Annotated in this window: 17 protein-coding genes and 1 pseudogene; 7 read left to right on the top strand and 11 right to left on the bottom strand. The window is 59.1% G+C overall.

Annotated features, from left to right (window positions below):
- Nucleotides 1–88: 88 nt before the first annotated feature.
- The 4 genes and pseudogenes from AB4N84_RS06325 to AB4N84_RS06310 all read left to right on the top strand — a co-directional run.
- Nucleotides 89–811 (top strand): annotated as a pseudogene (locus tag AB4N84_RS06325) (MCP four helix bundle domain-containing protein); the annotation flags it as partial.
- A 33-nt stretch (nt 812–844) separates the two neighbouring features.
- Nucleotides 845–1,717 carry a methyl-accepting chemotaxis protein gene (locus AB4N84_RS06320; protein ID WP_425262251.1) on the top strand — a complete coding sequence of 291 codons (873 nt, stop codon included), beginning with the start codon at nt 845–847 and terminating at the stop codon, nt 1,715–1,717.
- 6 nt (nt 1,718–1,723) lie between these two features.
- Nucleotides 1,724–3,748, top strand: coding sequence for a putative bifunctional diguanylate cyclase/phosphodiesterase (locus AB4N84_RS06315; protein WP_460045639.1), 2,025 nt, complete (start codon nt 1,724–1,726; stop codon nt 3,746–3,748).
- A 168-nt stretch (nt 3,749–3,916) separates the two neighbouring features.
- Nucleotides 3,917–4,282, top strand: a complete 366-nt coding sequence (locus AB4N84_RS06310; protein ID WP_074756347.1) for a response regulator transcription factor — start codon at nt 3,917–3,919, stop codon at nt 4,280–4,282.
- Between the two features lie 196 nt (nt 4,283–4,478).
- On the opposite strand, the gene AB4N84_RS06305 is transcribed toward AB4N84_RS06310, so the two are convergent.
- Nucleotides 4,479–5,066, bottom strand: coding sequence for a hypothetical protein (locus tag AB4N84_RS06305; RefSeq protein WP_460045638.1), 588 nt, complete (start codon nt 5,064–5,066; stop codon nt 4,479–4,481).
- A gap of 425 nt (nt 5,067–5,491) precedes the next feature.
- Here AB4N84_RS06305 and AB4N84_RS06300 point away from each other — a divergent pair, with 425 nt between their 5' ends.
- Nucleotides 5,492–6,490 carry a response regulator gene (locus tag AB4N84_RS06300; protein WP_074756343.1) on the top strand — a complete coding sequence of 333 codons (999 nt, stop codon included), beginning with the start codon at nt 5,492–5,494 and terminating at the stop codon, nt 6,488–6,490.
- 3 nt (nt 6,491–6,493) lie between these two features.
- Complete coding sequence (locus AB4N84_RS06295; RefSeq protein ID WP_460045636.1) at nt 6,494–7,519, top strand: sensor domain-containing diguanylate cyclase; 1,026 nt, start codon at nt 6,494–6,496, stop codon at nt 7,517–7,519.
- Nucleotides 7,520–7,596: 77 nt separating this feature from the next.
- Here the strand turns inward: AB4N84_RS06295 and AB4N84_RS06290 are convergent, their stop codons facing one another.
- From AB4N84_RS06290 to vapB, 10 genes are all read right to left on the bottom strand, one after another.
- Nucleotides 7,597–8,391 (bottom strand): ABC transporter ATP-binding protein, encoded by a 795-nt coding sequence (locus tag AB4N84_RS06290; protein ID WP_074756339.1) that lies wholly within the window; start codon nt 8,389–8,391, stop codon nt 7,597–7,599.
- Between the two features lie 33 nt (nt 8,392–8,424).
- On the bottom strand, nt 8,425–9,204 hold the full coding sequence (locus AB4N84_RS06285) for an ABC transporter permease (RefSeq protein ID WP_425262250.1): 780 nt from the start codon (nt 9,202–9,204) through the stop codon (nt 8,425–8,427).
- A 5-nt stretch (nt 9,205–9,209) separates the two neighbouring features.
- The gene (locus AB4N84_RS06280; RefSeq protein ID WP_460045635.1) at nt 9,210–10,121 is read right to left on the bottom strand and encodes an ABC transporter permease; all 912 of its coding nucleotides are present in this window, start codon (nt 10,119–10,121) and stop codon (nt 9,210–9,212) included.
- Nucleotides 10,122–10,125: 4 nt separating this feature from the next.
- Complete coding sequence (locus AB4N84_RS06275) at nt 10,126–11,244, bottom strand: ABC transporter substrate-binding protein (RefSeq protein ID WP_460045634.1); 1,119 nt, start codon at nt 11,242–11,244, stop codon at nt 10,126–10,128.
- A 36-nt stretch (nt 11,245–11,280) separates the two neighbouring features.
- A complete protein-coding gene (locus AB4N84_RS06270) occupies nt 11,281–12,192 on the bottom strand; it encodes a TauD/TfdA dioxygenase family protein (RefSeq protein WP_460045632.1) in 912 nt (303 codons plus the stop codon).
- 189 nt (nt 12,193–12,381) lie between these two features.
- Nucleotides 12,382–13,143 (bottom strand): hypothetical protein, encoded by a 762-nt coding sequence (locus tag AB4N84_RS06265; protein ID WP_074756329.1) that lies wholly within the window; start codon nt 13,141–13,143, stop codon nt 12,382–12,384.
- 281 nt (nt 13,144–13,424) lie between these two features.
- Nucleotides 13,425–14,312, bottom strand: a complete 888-nt coding sequence (locus tag AB4N84_RS06260) for an SMP-30/gluconolactonase/LRE family protein (RefSeq protein ID WP_460045631.1) — start codon at nt 14,310–14,312, stop codon at nt 13,425–13,427.
- Nucleotides 14,313–14,379: 67 nt separating this feature from the next.
- Nucleotides 14,380–15,204, bottom strand: coding sequence for an NAD-dependent epimerase/dehydratase family protein (locus AB4N84_RS06255; protein ID WP_460045630.1), 825 nt, complete (start codon nt 15,202–15,204; stop codon nt 14,380–14,382).
- A 220-nt stretch (nt 15,205–15,424) separates the two neighbouring features.
- The gene (gene vapC, locus AB4N84_RS06250; protein WP_460045629.1) at nt 15,425–15,829 is read right to left on the bottom strand and encodes a type II toxin-antitoxin system tRNA(fMet)-specific endonuclease VapC; all 405 of its coding nucleotides are present in this window, start codon (nt 15,827–15,829) and stop codon (nt 15,425–15,427) included.
- Nucleotides 15,829–16,059, bottom strand: a complete 231-nt coding sequence (gene vapB / locus AB4N84_RS06245) for a type II toxin-antitoxin system VapB family antitoxin (RefSeq protein ID WP_074756321.1) — start codon at nt 16,057–16,059, stop codon at nt 15,829–15,831. Before vapB ends, vapC begins: the two co-directional genes overlap by 1 nt.
- A 199-nt stretch (nt 16,060–16,258) precedes the next feature.
- Between vapB and AB4N84_RS06240 the strand changes: the two genes are divergently transcribed.
- Nucleotides 16,259–17,206 carry a substrate-binding domain-containing protein gene (locus AB4N84_RS06240; protein ID WP_460045628.1) on the top strand — a complete coding sequence of 316 codons (948 nt, stop codon included), beginning with the start codon at nt 16,259–16,261 and terminating at the stop codon, nt 17,204–17,206.
- The last annotated feature ends 84 nt before the right edge of the window (nt 17,207–17,290 follow it).

Here is a 17,290-nt window from a genome sequence, read left to right as displayed (position 1 = left end):
CCCCTTTCGATCCTGACAGCCAATCTGCTCAGGCTCCATCAGTTCGTCGCGCCCGCCACCAGGGCTGTGCGTAAGGGGAAATAACAACATGCTTCTCAGGGCAGTCAGCATAGGAACCCGTGCGGCGATAGGGTTTGGACTCATCACACTGATCGTCTTGTTCGTCGGCTTGTTCAGCCTGACGCAGACGGCAACGCTGGACCGGGCCACCAACCGGATCAACGATGTCTGGATGCCGGGGATCATTTCAGTGCAAAAGCTTTCACTGAGCATCCACACCATTCGCTTGGAGGGACAGCGCCTGCGCGCCTCCAGCGATCCGCAGGTGCGCGAGAAAAGTGAGGCCTTGATTAACCACGCCCGGGGGGACCTGGAGCGGTATCTGGCGGAGTATCGCAATCGGCAGGGCGGTCCCGAGGAAGTGGCGCTGCTGGACTCACTCAAGATCTCGCTCGACCGGTATATGCCAACGCTGGATAAAGTGATTTCCCTGATCCGCACCGGCCTTTCCGATGACGAGGAGATGGAACGTCTGAATGCCACGCTTGCCAGCGTTGGCACAGACCTGACACGGTCCATGGATCAATTGTCCGCACTCAACGAAGCCGGTGCAGGTGCGGCCGCTCAGGAAACCCATGCGTTGTACTCCCGGATGCAGCTGATTATCGGGGTGGTGCTGACGCTCTCCGTCGTGGTCACCGTCGCGCTGGCCTGGTTGTTGACTCGCAGCATTGTCGGTCCAGTGCGTCAGGCGTTGTCTGTAGCGCAAACCATTGCCCGGGGCGAACTCGGTGGCGCGATTGACGATCAGGGCGCAGACGAGCCCGCCGCGTTGCTTGAAGCCATGCGCGAGATGCAGACAAGCCTGCGCTCGACGATCGAAGGCATCGGTGACTCGGCAAAACAACTGGCGGCCGCCGCCGAGGAAATGAGTGTGGTCATGGGGCACAGCACCCAGGGGTTGCAGCATCAATGTGAGCAGATCGAACAGGCTGCCGAGGCTGTGACGCAGATGAGCTCTGCGGTTGACGAAGTCGCCAGCAATGCGGTGAGCACCTCCCAATTGTCGCAGGCGTCCGATCACGAATCGCAGAGGGGCCAGGAACAGGTCGGCGAAACGATCGTGTTGATTCAGGGATTGGTTCAGGAAGTGGTGGAGGCTGCCCAGCAGGCCGATCATTTATCGCGTTTTGCCGACGACATCAGCACGGTGTTAAGCGTGATTCACAGCATTTCCGATCAGACCAATCTGCTGGCGCTCAATGCGGCCATCGAGGCAGCTCGGGCGGGTGATGCCGGACGCGGCTTCGCGGTCGTCGCGGACGAGGTTCGCTCGCTTGCCAAGCGTACTCAAGCGTCGACGCTGGAAATCGCCACGATGATTGAAAGTATTCAGTCAGGCACCGGCGCTACGGTTGCCGCATTGCAAAGCAGCGCCGATAAAGCAGGCCGCACCCTCGAGCGCGCTCGCTCGGCAGGCACCGCGTTGACGCAGATTACCTTGGCAGTCTCGAAGATCAACGAGCGCAACCTGTTGATCGCCAGTGCAACCGAGCAGCAGGCTCAGGTTGCCCGTGAGGTTGATCGCAGTCTGGTTACGATTCGCGATCTGTCGACGCAGTCCGCTGCCGGTGCCAGCCAGACCCGCTCGGCCAGCACTGATTTGTCACGTCTGGCGGTTGATCTCAACGGCATGGTTGCGCGGTTCGCATGGTGAGGCGACATGACTGAGCAAGCATTGAGCGTTGGGGGCGATCGCATCACGTGTCTGCTGACCCCTGACACGGGGCGAGAGGTCGTCGCGCCTCCCGTGGTCAAGCTTCAGGTATGGTTATGGCTCGGGATGGCGCTGGCCATCGTCGCTTTGCTGGGAGTACTGCTGGGTTTGCTGTATCAGCAGGCCCAGCGTCAGGCCCGCTCGGATGTCAGCAATCTGAGCCTTGTACTGGAAGCGCGTCTGAGCAGCAGCTTTCGTGATACCCACGCTGCGCTGCACGGTATTGCAACCGGTCAGTCGCTGGAAAAGCTCCAGGACATATTCAGGCAGGTGGATGTGGGAGCGCATGGCGTTATCACACTGCGCCGTACGGAAAGCCCGCAAGTCGTATTGCGGGTACCCAAGGTCGACCATCAAATGGCTTCCTACCCGCCCGATGCGATCGATCGGCGACTGAGCGAAGGCATTCAAGAAGGGACGCTGATCTCCCGTTCCCGAGTCGACGGGGTCAAGCGGCTGTACGGCTTCAAAAAAGTCGGCGAATTCCCGCTTGTGCTGGTGATCGGTCTGGCGGCGGAGGATTACCTCCTGAGCTGGAAATACACGGTCATTGCATCATCGGCGGTGTGCAGTGTGCTTTACCTGCTGATCATTGGTCTTACGTTGCGCCTGCAGGCTAACCGAATTCGGCGTCAGCAGATCCTGGACGAGTTGCGTGACAGCGCGTTTCACGACGAACTGACAGGCCTGCCCAACCGGCGTTACCTGCTTGAGCGCGTCAACCAGGCGATCAACCAGTGTGGTCGGGGTCAGCGCCTCACGCTTTTGTATTTCGATGTGGATAACTTCAAGACCATCAACGACTCCTTGGGGCATGTCGCGGGCGATACGATCCTTCAGCGTCTGGCACAGCGTCTGGCGGCAGTGAAGCCTCTGGTGGATACGGTCGCACGGCTGAGTGGCGATGAGTTTCTGGTGCTTGTCGATGACGACGATCGGGTGCGATTGGCGCAGCGAGTCGAGCACATCCTGCAGGTCATGCAGCAGCCACTCGAACAGGCCGGGTACACCTTGTCGATCAGTGCCTCGGTCGGCATTGCTGTCCATCCCGCTCACGGTCACGATTTTGGCTCCCTGCTCAAGGCGGCGGACACCGCACTGACCCAGGCCAAGCGCAACGGTCGCAATACCTGGGTGTTCTACGAAGCCGCGATGGGCGAGCGTGAATTGCGGTTTTTGTACGTTCAGACCGAGTTACGCCAGGCGTTCGAGCAGAACGAATTGCAGGTTTTTTATCAGCCACAAATCGATCTGGGCACTGGGACAGTCATCGGCGCTGAGGCGTTGCTGCGTTGGTCGCACCCGGGCCTGGGTTCGATTGCGCCCGGCGAGTTTGTCCCGGTCGCCGAATCCAGCGGGCTGATTCTTCCGATCAGTCGCTGGCTGCTGAGCAAGGTCTGTCATCAGGCCGTGGCGTGGCAAACGGCGGGGTTTGGCGAGCTGAGTGTTGCGATGAATTGTTCGGCGGTGCAGTTTCGTCAGGGCGACCTGGTGAATGAGGTCAGGAGGGCGCTTCATGAAAGTGGACTCAAACCTCATCTGCTGGATCTGGAATTGACGGAGTCGATCCTGATCGAGGATTCCGAGGGGGTCCTTGAGACGATTCAAGGGCTTAAGGCGTTGGGTGTGCGCATGTCCATCGACGATTTCGGCACCGGCTATTCGAGCATGGCGTATTTGAAACGCTTGGCCGTGGACAAGCTGAAGATTGATCAGTCCTTCGTACGGGGGATGCTGAGTAATCCTCAGGACGCGGCCATCGTGCAGGCGGTCATCACGCTGGGACACAGCTTCGACATGAAAGTGATTGCCGAGGGCGTGGAAAGCTTCGACCTGCTCGATGCCCTGGTCGTGCGCGGGTGTGACGAGGCCCAGGGTTACTACTACGCCAAAGCCGTTTCGCCAAGCGACTTTGCGGTCTACATGGAAGACCGGATAACCTCCTCGTTTGCCGCTGAGCAGTGGGTTTGAACAGCAGGATGAGCGGCCTGGAATGTTGTCGAAGTGGTCAGGAACCCCCCGTCCGTCGCGGTCATACACCTGTATACTTCTCGGGCTGCGGCTGGGTCGGTAACGTGTGAGCTGTTGTGATGCGCAAACTTGCGCATCGCGTTAAGTCTGCAATCAAAGGTATCTCGTTTGTCCAGCCCTCCAATGATCGCCGTGGTCGATGATGACAACGCCGTCCGCGCCAGCATCGACAGTCTCGTTCGGTCTCTGGGTTTTCTCGTCTGTGTGTTCCCCTCGGCCGAGGACTTTCTGGCGTCTGTCGAATTCGGCAGCGCCGATTGCCTGATCACTGATGTGCAGATGCCCACCATGAGTGGCGTCGAGTTGCACGAGCATCTGACCGCAAAGGGTATTCAGATCCCCACCATCTTCATCACCGCATTTCCTGAAGAGTCCGTGCGCAAGCGCGCGATGACGGGCAGCGCAATATGCTTCTTGAGTAAACCCTTTCAGGCGCAAAGCCTGATCGATTGTCTGGAATCGACATTCGTTTAACGGGGTCTTGCAAGCAGGTTAATTCTATTCACAGGCGGGTGAGTGCTGCATGAAAGTGTCCGCCAACTTCTTAAAAAGCGCCGAACTTTCAGGGTGTTGCATTACGCTATATTTTTGAGTGCGCGATTATGCGCGCAGGGGAATATCGCGCCACGGTGTGGCGCAACTGTGTGCCACAACCTGAGGGTGGCTGCCGCTATATCGAGTGGCGCATCAAGGACGGGGAGGGCGGGGTTACCGGCACTGGAGGTTCGGTCGGCAAATGAATCTGGATCAGCGCAATCAACTGGCTTATTTGATAGACGCAATCGGTCATGACATGCAGGCTGTTGTAATCCCCATTAATGACGGCCTGGTCCATGAAACTTTTAGTCTGAGAAGCAAATGTTGCCAATGTGTTGGTGCGGATGCCGATCTGATGAATACAGCCGGCGAAACTGAGCATGTCCGCACTGTCCTCGTGTGCCGCGCCTGGTTCGTTCAGGGCGCTGTGCCGGTAAGGTCCGCCAAGGTCGTGAATACGCTCGCTCAGAAACGAAGCACAGTGCTCGGACGCGTCGCCGATCCTGTGAAACAACTGTCGCACGTCTACGAAGCTGACGTTACGCAGCCTCGCCTCCAGGCTGCGCACATAGTGCCGCAGCTCCAGGGTGGTCGCTCTGTACCCCTGCAGCAATTCAGTCAACGCGATGCGCTCGGACATCCCCGGTTCGGCGAAAGCACTGTATTGGCTCATGGCAAGGGGGTGAGGGCGACTGTTCTGCACTTTTTTATGGCTGTTCATGACAATCTGTCCTCGCATCCGAATTGGGCATTGATCTGAATCATCGCGGTGACAGAAACAATAAAGCAGATCGCGAGCAGGCTCACTCCTACGTCAATACACTCGGTTACTACCTGGGTACAGCCGACTAATACTTGAGTATCAAAAAGAATTAAGTTTGCAGTACGGGTTATGGCCGATGTGGCCTGTGCGATTGCTCAACGTTGAGGGGGAGCTGGAATATTGACGTCATAAAATAAACCGTTGGCGTTCATTCAAGTGGTCTGACGATCATTGAAGAGTCTTTAGCATGGATATTGCATACCACGCAGCCCAGCACTTAATGAGTGAAGATTCGACCCACTTTCCTTTTGAGTTGCAAGGCAACTAACTGTGCAGATATTCCGGGCGATGCCTGAAACTCTTTTGCCGTGAGATTGAGAGCAATGCCCATGATTCCCTTACTGATTTGCGACGACTCCAATATGGCGCGCAAACAGTTGATAAGAGCGCTGCCTTCCGATTGGGGGGTGTCGGTCACGACAGCGACCAATGGACACGAGGGGCTGGAGGCCATTCGCCAGGGTTTGGGCCATGTGGTGCTGCTCGACCTGACCATGCCGGACATGGACGGTTATCAGGCGTTGGCGGCCATGCGCGCGGAAAACATGCAGGCCAAGGTGATCGTGGTCTCTGGCGACGTTCAGGAAGAAGCGGTGCGCCGCACGCTTGAACTGGGCGCATTGGCGTTTCTCAAGAAACCGGCCGATCCCCTTGAGCTGCAACTGACGCTGCAGCGGCTCGGCCTGTTGGGCGAGCCTTCTCAACCGGTCGCGTTGGCGCCCAGGGTCGAAAGCACCGCCATCAGTTTTCAGGATGCGTTCCGTGAAACCGTCAACGTCGCCATGGGTCGTGCGGCTGCGTTGCTGGCGCGGGTGCTGGGTGTTTTTGTGCAGTTGCCGGTCCCTAACGTCAACATGCTGGAAGTGGGCGAATTGCACATGGCTTTAGCCGACGCCCAAGGCAGCGACCGTCTGACGGCGGTGTGTCAGGGATACATCGGCGGCGGCATCGCGGGCGAGGCGTTGCTGTTGTTCCATGATTCCGAAATCGCCGACATGGCGCAGTTGATGAGAATCCGGGACAGCGATTACTCCGACATGGAAATGCTCCTGGACCTGTCATCGATCCTCATTGGCGCCTGTCTGAGCGGGATTGCCGAGCAGCTCGATATCGCCTTCTCGCAAGGGCATCCACAAGTGCTTGGCGCGCACAGCGGGATCGAAGAGCTGATCCGGATCAACCAGCAACGCTGGAAGAAAACCCTCGCAGTGGAGATCAGTTACAGCCTGGAGGGGCACAACATTCATTTCGACCTGTTGATGTTGTTCACCGAGGACTCGGTAGAGCGGCTGTCGCGAAAACTCGCCTACCTGATGAGCTGATTCATGAACGATCGTATCGACATCAAAGAGCTGCATTGGCTGCTGACCATCACCCAGAGCATCGACGTCGGCGTGGTGGTACTGGATCAGGAATATCAGGTTCAGGTGTGGAACACGTTCATGGAGAACCGCTCCGGGGTGTTGCCGTACGAGGCGGCCAATCGCTCGTTTTTCGACCTGTTCCCCGAGGTCAATCAGGACTGGCTGAAAAAGAAGATCGACAGCGTGATTACCCTTGGCACCCCGGCGTTCACTATCTGGGAGCAGCGTCCCTACCTGGTGCGCTTCAAGAGCTACCAGCCGATCACCGGGCAAGAAGATTTCATGTACCAGAACACCACCATGTTTCCGCTGCGGGCGACCAGTGGCGACGTCACCCATGTGTGTCTGGTGATCTACGACGTGACGGACGTCGCCACCAACCGTTTGCAGTTGCAGGCGGCCAACCGCGAACTGCAGAAGCTGTCCAGTACGGATCGGCTGACGGGGCTTCACAACCGGGGTCATTGGGAAGAAGCCCTGCGCCTGGAGTACGCCCGGCATGTTCGCTATGGCACCTCGGCTGCGCTGGTGATGTTTGACATCGATCACTTCAAGCGCGTCAACGACACCTACGGTCACCAGTGCGGCGACAAAGTGATTCAACGGGTCGCCGATGTGATCCGCGAGCACATTCGCGATTCGGATATTGCCGGACGCTATGGCGGAGAAGAGTACGCGGTGCTGTTACCGGACACCGACAAGTATGGCGGCGGCATGTTTGCCGAGCGGCTGCGCGTGGCCATCGAGGCTTCGGAAATCATGCACGAAGGCGAGATCATTCGCTGCACCATCAGCCTGGGCGTCGCCGATCTGAACGCGCCGTTGAGCGAGCACAAAACCTTGATCGAGTGGGCGGACCAGGCGTTGTATGCGTCCAAGAAGAACGGGCGCAATCAGGTGTCGTTGCATGAGGTGGGGGTGAAGGGCGGTATTGCCGACGTATGCAGAATCTGTGGGAGTGAGCGTGCTCACGAAGGCGTCGTTTGAGCCGCTGATCAGGCCGGTCGTGCCGCCCTCTTCGTGAGCACGCTCACTCCCACAGTGAATGAAAGGTGTCTGCTGCCCTAGGACACTTCCGCAAAATCACTCAGCACGTCATCGCGCAGGGCAATGAATCGTGCATCGCTTCGGTTGCGCGGGCGAGGCAGGTTGATGTCGACGATGCGCCGAATACGACCCGGATGCGGCTGCATCACCACCACGCGATCACCGAGGTAAACCGCCTCGTCGACGTCGTGGGTGACGTGGACCATGGTGATTTTTTCCTGCTGCCAGATGTGTTGCAGTTCCCGCTGCAAGCGCGTGCGGGTCAGTGCATCCAGTGCGCCGAAGGGTTCGTCCAGCAGCAACACGCTGGGCCGGTTCACCAGGCCGCGGGCAATCGCCACCCGCTGAGCCATGCCGCCTGAGATCTGATGCGGGTAGGCGTCGGTGAAGTCCTGCAGCCCGACCAGGTGAATATGCTCGCGCACCGTCTCGCGTTTCTGTGCGGGCGTCAGCGGTGCGTTTTTCAGGCCCACGGCGACGTTTTGCTCCACGGTGAGCCAGGGAAACAACCGGTGATCCTGGAACACGATGCCGCGTTCAAGCCCCGTACCTTTGATCGGCTTGTCGTCCAGCAGGATGCGCCCGTCGAAGGCTTCATCCAGGCCCAGAATCAACCGCAGCAGCGTGGACTTTCCGCAACCGCTGGCGCCGACGATGGTGATGAATTCGCCGGGGGCGATGTCCAGTTGAACGTTGTCCAGCACGTGCAGTTGCGTGTCGGTGCTGGCGGCGGAAAACCGTTTACTGATGTTTTCAAGGCGCAGACCGTTGCCTTGGTGGGTCGGAGTATGAAGCGCTTGGCTGGCCGTCATGGGAAAGGTCCTGAATGAGCAGAGAAAGAAAATCTAGCGAGGTGTGATGCCGTAGAGCCGTTGCATGCGTCGCTCAAGCCGTCGGGCCAGGACGTTCAGCGCCCAGCCGACCAGCCCGATGATGACCATGCCGAACAGCACCAGGTCCATCATGAAATGTTCGCTGCCATCGATCAGCGTGTTGCCGATGCCATCGCCCGAGACGAGCAGGTATTCCGCGCCAATGGTGGCGAGCCACGAGTACACCAGCGCCAGGTAGATCCCGGTGAAGATAGAAGGCAACGCCGCCGGCAGCATCACGCCGACGACGGTTTGCCAGCGACTGAAGCCGTACACCTTCGCCACCTCGAGAAACGCGGGCGGGACGTTACGCAGCCCATCGCAGGTGTTGACCACCACCGGTACCAGCGCCGCCAGCGACAGGAACACCACCTTGGCGACATCGCCCAGGCCGAACCAGACCGAGATCAGTGGAATCCAGGCGAATAACGAGATCTGTTTGAAGGTATTGAAGCTGGGCCCGACCAGGCGTTCGAACAGCCGTGAGAAGCCCAACAGGCAACCGAGCAGCAGGCCGAGCGTGGTGCCGATGAAAAAGCCGCTGAGGTTGCGTGCCAGACTCGACGAAATCGCACGCCAGAACTGCCCGGAAGACACCTGCTCCCAGGCGGTCAATGCGACTTTTTGCGGCGAAACCAGCAGGCCTGAATCGCTCCATCCCTGATTCGCCGCCAGCCACCAGACCGCGACGCCCACCACCGGGACAACCCAGCCGCGATAGGCTGTAGAGCGATGGGCTTGAGTGGATGCCAATGAATTCACAGGAGCCTCCCCGGCGTCATCGCCCGGCCTTTGTTGAGGCGACGCTCGATGAGCTCGAAGCCTCGGTCAATCAACAAACCGACCGTGCCAACCACGACCACAGCTGCCATCACCAGGTCGAGCTGGAACAACTGGCGCCCGTACGCGATCAGGTAGCCAAGGCCTTCGCTGGAAGCCAGCAGCTCAACCACCACCAGCGACAGCCAGGCTTTTGTGAACCCCAGGCGCAGTCCGGTGAAGATCGGGGCGACGGCGGAAGGCAGGACAATGTCGGTGACGATCTGGCGCTGACTGAACCCATACGCCCGCCCGACTTCCAGCAAACGCTTGGGCACCTGATGAAAGGCCTGCAGCGTGCACAGCGTGACCGGGACTAAAGCGGCGTGGGCGATCAATACGTACTTCAGCGGCTCGCCGATGCCGAACAGCAGCAGCGCGAAGGGCATCCAGCCCAACACCGGAATCTGCACCAGTGCGTTGAAGGTGGGGAGCAGGTAATCCTCGACGGTTTTTGACAACCCCATCACCAGACCCAGGGTCACGCCCAGCCCCGAGCCGATCAGGAATCCGACCAGCACGCGCTGCAGACTCGCCGATGCGTTGAGCCACAGGTCGCCCGTACTGATCAGATCGACGAGCGTCTGATACACGTACGCCGGCGGCGGAAGCACCTGTTCCGACAGCCAGCCACGCTCGGTGCCCACGTACCAGAGCCCGAGCAGCGCTAACGGCAGCAACCAGGGAAGGGCGCCGTTGAGCGCGCGTGCTTGCCATGCCGAGCGAGGGCGAACGTTGACCGACTCCCGTCGGGCGGGGCGGGTCGGGAAGTGAGGCAGGCGCTCGACCGGCGCGAGGGTCTTCGCAGGCGATTGCGATCGGTCGAGTGCTGTAGCGGTAGCTCTGGCCATGGGGTCAGCCTCCGTTGTTGACGGATTTATCCGAGGACGCGGTCGCCGTGTTGGCGGCCTGCTTGCCGTCCGCGCCGTAAGCCGTCCAGTAGTGCTCAAGCCCTTTGGACTTCAGTGCGTTCTCCAGGTATTTGGTCTCGAACCAGCCATCGATGCTGACCGGACGACGAATCATCTTTTCGTCCTTGGCCTGGTCGGCGACCGCCTGATACCGCGAGCGCAGGAAGTCGTCCACCAGCGGCGACGCACTGTCGCGCAATGCCAGGTGGCCGAAGTCAGCCTTGAGGGATGCGACCGGTTCGTTGGTCTTGGCCCATTCATTGAGCACGGCATCACGGTTGCTTTCCTCGGACTCCCACTTGGCCGCGTCGACCAGCGTATCGACGACTTTTTGTACGTTGTCCGGGTGTTCTTTTTCGTAGGCGCCACGTACGACCAAGGCGCATTGGCGGGTGTAGCGCACCTCGTTTTTCGGGTTGTCGAAGAGGATGTCGATCAGGCCCTGATCGCGCAGCTTGAACAGCTCACGACCGCCGAATGCAGCATCGACGCCCTTGGACGCCAGCGCCGCCTGGCTGCTGCCGCTGTCCAGATTGATGACTTTCAGATCGCGCTCGGTCAGGCCGTGATCCGCCAGCAGATTGATCGACACCAGGTGGGCGTTGGTGCCGCGGAACACCGCGACTTTCTTGCCCTTGAGGTCTTCGACGGACTTGATGTCGGAGCCTTTGGGCACCGCCAGATACACGTTGGACCGAACGCCGATGGCCGCCAGCAGCTTGGTGTCCAGGCCATTGGCGCGGCCGACCACTTGCGGCAGATCGCCTTCGTAGGCGAAGTCGAGTTGCTGGTTGGACAGCGCTTCGTTGACCGCAGGCCCGGCGCCCTTGAAGAAGAACCACTGGATCTCGGTGCCGGTGCCCTCGAAGGCTTTTTCCAGAAGCCGTTGATTGCGCACGATGCCCAGCGACGAGCCACTGAACGTCACCGGATCGCCGCCCCCTGCGCTGGCCACGCCGATGCGCAACACGTCGGCCTCGGCCAAGGGCATCATCAGCAGCGCCGCCAGTGCGGTAGCTACGCTTTTTTTGCTGAATACAGATGTTCGCTTGGCCTTTGCCATGACGGTTTCTTCCTTAAAAAGTTGAATGACGATCGATCAGGCAGCCAGGTGTTTCTTGTCGGCTTCTGTCTTTGGCGAGAGGGTTTCAGGTGTGGGTTTGATGGCCTGGCTGGTACGGCCGTCGACGCCGACAGGGATGTCGCCCGCCACCGTGGTGCGACGCACGACACGCTCGGCATTGCCGTAGTCGTTGATCGCGATGTGTTGCGTGGCGCGGTTGTCCCAGATCACCACGTCGCCCTCGTTCCAGCGCCAGCGCACGGTGTTGTCCAGGTGGGTGATGCGGTCGTGGAACAGGCGGATCAACTGCCTGGAGTCGTTGCTGCTGACGCCCTGGATCTGCTTCACGAAGTGCCCGAGCAACAGGCTGCGTTCGCCGGTTTCCGGGTGCACGCGCACCAGCGGATGTTCGGTCTCATAGACCTCGGCGGTGAATTGCTCGCGGTAGCGCTTCACGCCAGCATCGCCGGTGTTTCGTGGGGCGGCATAGTCGTAAAGGTTGGTGTGCAGCGCGCGCAGGCTGTCGGCCAGCAGTTTCAAAGGGGTCGGCAGGTCGGCGTAAGCGGAGGCGGTGTTGGCCCAGACGGTGTCGCCACCGTAGGGTGGAATCACCACGCCGCGCAGGATGGAGATCTTCGGGTAGTTGGCGACGAACGTGACGTCGGTGTGCCAGGAGTTGGCGCGGGTTTCCTTGGCGTCCAGGTGCAGGATCGCGCTGCTTTGTTCTGCCGAGCGGACGGTGGGGTGTGGGACCTGATCGCCGAACCGGCGAGAGAAACTTTCGTGCTGTTCGTCGCTGAGGAATTGTTCGCGGAAGAACAGCACCTTGTGTTTCAGCAACGCTTGATGGATGAAGTCGAAGTCTTGCTCGGAGATATCACCTGAAAGTGTGATGCCGCTCAACTCGGCACCGATTCTTCCTGCTACGGGTTTGATCTGAATCGCCATGTCCTGAATGCCTGTTTAGGTTGTTGTGGCTCAGATCATAAAGATATAAATCAGCTCTTCGCTAATCACCTTTTGTCATAAATATAGAAGGAGAGTTTATGCGGGTTATTTATGAAGATAACCAGATTTCATAAGGATATTTCCAAAAATGGTTTCGTCCGACCTGGCTCCTTTACACAGGCTCAAGGGTCAGGTTTGAGGCACATCCTCATGCGCGGGCTGACCTTTCACGGTCGCCAGTGATTTCCTCAGCCTGCTCGCCAGCGAGCTGCTGCCGTGCACGTTGTGGTAGTGAAACACCGCCGTGGCGCGCAGTGCGTTTTCAGCCACGGGCAGGTTGGTGTGCAGCGAACGATAGCCCCAGAACAAGTACAGGTGCCCAGGTTGCATCGCGATGCGCGTGAACGTCTCGCCGTGGTTGGCGAACCTCTTTTTCAGGTAGCGCTGCACCCACGTGTTGTCCACCAGCAGCTTGTCCATCAGGTTGCGCGCATAGCTGCGTCTGAGGGGGCGGCGGTTGGGCAGCATCAGCAGATCGCCCCGTTCGCCGCCCTCAGGCATGCAGACCGGCATGATGGTGGTGAGCACAAACGAGTCATAGTGGAAGATCAGCGACTCCTTGCGACCCCCGTCGCCGGTCAGGCAGCGAAGGGTCTGGGTGAGGGTCGTGTCGCTTGAGCGTTCGCCCGTGGCGCCTTCCGTGATGCGGCGGCAGAGGTCAATGAAGTCCCGTGAGCCGCCCCAATCGTGAAGTGGCGTGCCTTTGACGGCCTGACGGCCAGAGAGGGCGACATAATCGTTGCCAGCGGCGGCCACTGCCTGGGTGACCAGACCCTGGAGGTCCTTGAGTTGCGCCGGACTGGCCCAGTCCGGCAAGACAGCGTATCCGTCACTGTCGATGGCCTTGATCAGGCTCCTTACCTGAGCCTCTGAAAAAGTCGAGTAGGGCATCGGGGTAACCTCATGACGTGGTCTCTGGAACGTTTAGAGCCCTCGGACCACTGCCTGAGATGTACCGTTTCAGCCGGGCGAATCGACAGCCTAGCAGCTAGCACAGCTTTATCTATTCGCTCGGAATAAATATTTCAAAATATGTATTTTTTCACCGAAATAACGGATTTTGTGTCCGCTTTTGAAACAGATCGCCGCACAATGGCCGTTCTACGGCGTTGAGAAAGTGTTAAGGCTTTGTGTCACTTTCTATTTCCGAACTTCAGCCTGATCGATTCGGCTCAGGCTTTGAACGAGGGTTCTTCGAGCCCCCTGACCCCGGGCTGCAAGGCGAACACACCACCTGCCAACGGCTGATCGCTGAGGTCGCCGCCAGGACGAATCGAGGTCACGAAAAGCGTCTCCAGATTCCGTCCGCCAAATGCGCACATTGAAGGTTTCTTCACCGGCACGGCCAGCGAGCGGTCGAGTTTTCCCTCAGGCGTGAAGCGATGAATCAGGCCTTCGTCGTTGCCGCAGATCCAGTAGCAGCCATCGGCATCGACGGCGGCGCCGTCCGGTCGGCCCGGGTACTGATTCATGTCGACGAAGAGGCGACGATGGTGTGGCGTGCCGGTGTCGATGTCGTAATCGAATGCCCAGATTTTCTGCACGGACGGATGCGAGTCCGAGAGGTACATGATCGTGCCGTCGGGGCTGAAGCCCAGGCCGTTGGGCACGATCATGTCGGTGACGTGAGCCTTGAGCGGCGCGGTGTGGCCGCCTTCGTAGCGGTACAGCGAACCCACGACGGACGCTTCGCCCATGTCCATGAACATCGTGCCCGCCCAGAACCGACCCTGACGGTCGCAACGGCCGTCGTTGAAGCGCATGGTGGGGCGAGGATGGGTGACGTCGATCAGCAACGTCGTCGCCAGCGTGCCATCCTCCTGAGGGCGAATGCGGTACAGGCCGTCTTCCATGCCAGCCAGCCAGCTGCCATCGCCGTAACTCGCCACGCATGCCAGCATCTGCGGCGCTTCCCAGCTCGAGGTTGTGCCGTCTTGCGGGCTCCACCGGTGAAGGCGTCGCGCCGGGATGTCCACCCAGTACAGCGCCTGTTCCTGTGTATTCCAGACCGGGCACTCACCCGTGGCGTTACGGGCATCGAGGATCAGCTCAGCCTGCATGACGTTCATTCCTTGGTGGTGAGTTCAGGAAGGTCGCCCGTATGGACGACCCTTTCAGCGCAGCGACTCACTCGTCGCCAAAAGGCCCTGAAGCGACAAACGCGCCGCCCTGGTAGACCATCGCCGGGTCGTCTGCCGCTGGCATCGGCTGGGTTTCGACCTTGGCGCGGAACTGCTCGGAGCTGTCTTTGGGCGCATAGCCCAGATGGTTGGCCAGACGGTTGTCCCACCAGACGGTTGCGTTGTCCGATGCGCCGTACACCACGGTGTGACCGACGTTGGGCGTGAACAGGCCGCGTTCGATCAATTGAGTGAGATCGTCGTAGCTCAACCAGCTGCTGAGCATGCGGCGGTTCTGCGCTTCCGGGAACGAGGAGCCGATACGGATGCTCACCGTTTCGATGCCGTGGCGATCGAAATAGAAGCTGGCCATGTCCTCACCGTAGGACTTCGACAGGCCGTAGTAACTGTCCGGACGGCGCACGACGCTGGCATCGATGGTTTCGTCCTGGCGATAGAAACCGATCACATGGTTTGAGCTGGCGAAGATCACCCGCTTCACGCCATGACGACGTGCCGCTTCGTAAATGTGGAAAATGCCGCAGATGTTCGGACCGAGGATTTCCTCGAACGAGCGCTCAACCGACACGCCACCGAAATGCACGATGGCGTCCACGCCTTCGACGAGGTCATGAACGGCCTGCTTGTCAGCGAGGTCGCAGACCTGAACTTCTTCATGAGGACCGGCGGCGGGGGCCATCTCGGCGATGTCGGAAAGGCGCAGCACCTTGGCAAACGGGCGAAGGTTCTCGCGCAGCACTTTGCCAAGCCCGCCAGCGGCACCTGTCAGCAGAATGCGATTGAGAGGAGCCTGGGCAGAAGATTGAGTCATCGTGAGAAGCCCTGATCGAAAGTTGTTGTTATTAGTGTCATCGGTTGTCGTATGACATGTCGGCGGATTATCAACAGCCGTTACAAAGTTTGTCAACGCGGTGGAATGTGCCCGGTCAGCTTGACCGCGCATTTTCAGGCGTGAGGGGCATCGACGACTTATGGGCGGCTTCGCGGAGGTTGCCAGTGATGACTTGCGAAGTTTGAAGACGCGCCGTCACTCAGCTCTGAAGCCAGTCCTCCAGTCTCAGCCCCTGGACCCGCTCGAACTCCTTGACGTTATTTGTGACGACCACCAGCCCCCGCGATCGAGCATGCCCGGCGATCATTTGGTCATACGGGCCGATCGGGGTGCCGGCACGGCTGAGTTCGGCTCTGATCATCCCTGTATGAGCGGCGGCGTCTGCATCATAGGGCAGGACGTCGAGGCGAGCTGCAAACCCTTCAACCACCGAGAGGTTCCTCTCGGGTGCGGCAGACTTTTCAGCACCGTAGATCAGCTCCATCAGCGTTATCGTGCTGATGCAGAGCTGTCCGTGATGACGGTTGAATGCCTCCCGCACATGCGTCGGCTTGTTCTTGATCGTAAAAATACAAATGTTTGTATCAAGCATGTATCTGAGCATTAAAACGACTCGCGCGTCTGGTCTGCAGGTTGTTCCCGATCATCCATAAAGTCTGCGCTGACGCTCTCGCCGTCGAACCAGCTGTCCCAGGATTCTCCCGCCGGGGTAATGATCCGGGTTCTGCCGATAGCGATCACATCGACACGCTTGACGTCGTCGGGGAGCGCAACAGCTTTAGGCAGCCGTACGGCCTGGCTTCGATTGCTTTTGAACAGTGTGGATTGCTCCATGATTTTTTACTCCATTGGGATATCCCGTAAGGATATGCAAGCTTAGAGGCGCCAAGGTATATGTCAATGGGATATACAAAAGCTGCCTGTCTGTCTCTACGACCCACGGCGGTTGCGAACCCCATCTTTCTCTGCTAATTTCGAAAATGTTAACGATGACATTTCCGCTTTAACAATAAAAACAACGGGATTTTTCGCTATGACAATTCGCCTCAAGAAGGGCTTCTCCGCCGTTTTTTGTTCGCTCGCTGTGGCTGTAGCGTGCGCCGGTTCTTTCACCGTTCAAGCTGCCGATGCTGCCAAAGCCGGTCCGCTGAAAATCGGTGCCTCGTTTCAGGAAATCAACAACCCCTACTTCGTCACCATGAAGGATGCCCTTCAGGACGCCACGGGCAGCATCGGGGCGACCTTGCTGGTGACCGACGCGCGTCACGATGTCTCCAAGCAGATCAGCGACATCGAGGACATGCTGCAAAAGGGCATCGACATTCTGATCATCAACCCGACTGACTCGGTGGGCGTGCAGTCCGCTGTGAAGCAGGCGCATGACAAAGGCGTTGTGGTGGTCGCGGTCGACGCTCAGGCCAACGGCCCGCTGGACTCTTTCGTAGGCTCCAAGAACTACGACGCGGGCGTTCAGGCCTGTGAATATCTGGCCAAGAGCATCGGCGGCAAAGGCGATGTCGGCATCCTCGACGGCATTGCTGTGGTGCCGATTCTTGAGCGCGTGCGTGGCTGCAAAGATGCATTGGCCAAGCACCCTGACATCAAGATCGTCAGCATTCAGAACGGCAAACAGGAACGTGATCAGGCGCTCACTGTGACGGAGAACATGCTTCAGGCGCAGCCCAACCTGAAAGGTCTGTTCAGCGTCAATGACAATGGGTCGCTCGGTGCGCTCGCGGCCATCGAATCCAGCGGCATGGACGTCAAGCTGACCAGCGTCGACGGTGCCCCGGAAGCCGTGAAGGAAATCCAGAAGCCAAACAGCAAGTTCATCGCCACCTCCGCTCAATACCCTCGCGATCAGGTGCGTCTGGCGTTGGGCCTGGCGCTCGCCAAGAAGTGGGGCTCGCAAGTCCCGGCGACCATCCCGGTCGACATCCTGCTGGTCGATCAGGCCAAGGCAAAAACCTTTACCTGGTGATGAGTGCGTTGTCGCTCGCCTGACGTCTGTCTGGCGAGCGACACGGGTTGAGGCTCTGCTGGGACAGAGAGCCGTGCTGCGATG

It is taken from the genome of Pseudomonas sp. S2_H01 (genome assembly GCF_054668305.1).
This window is presented reverse-complemented; position numbering and strand designations above follow the sequence as displayed.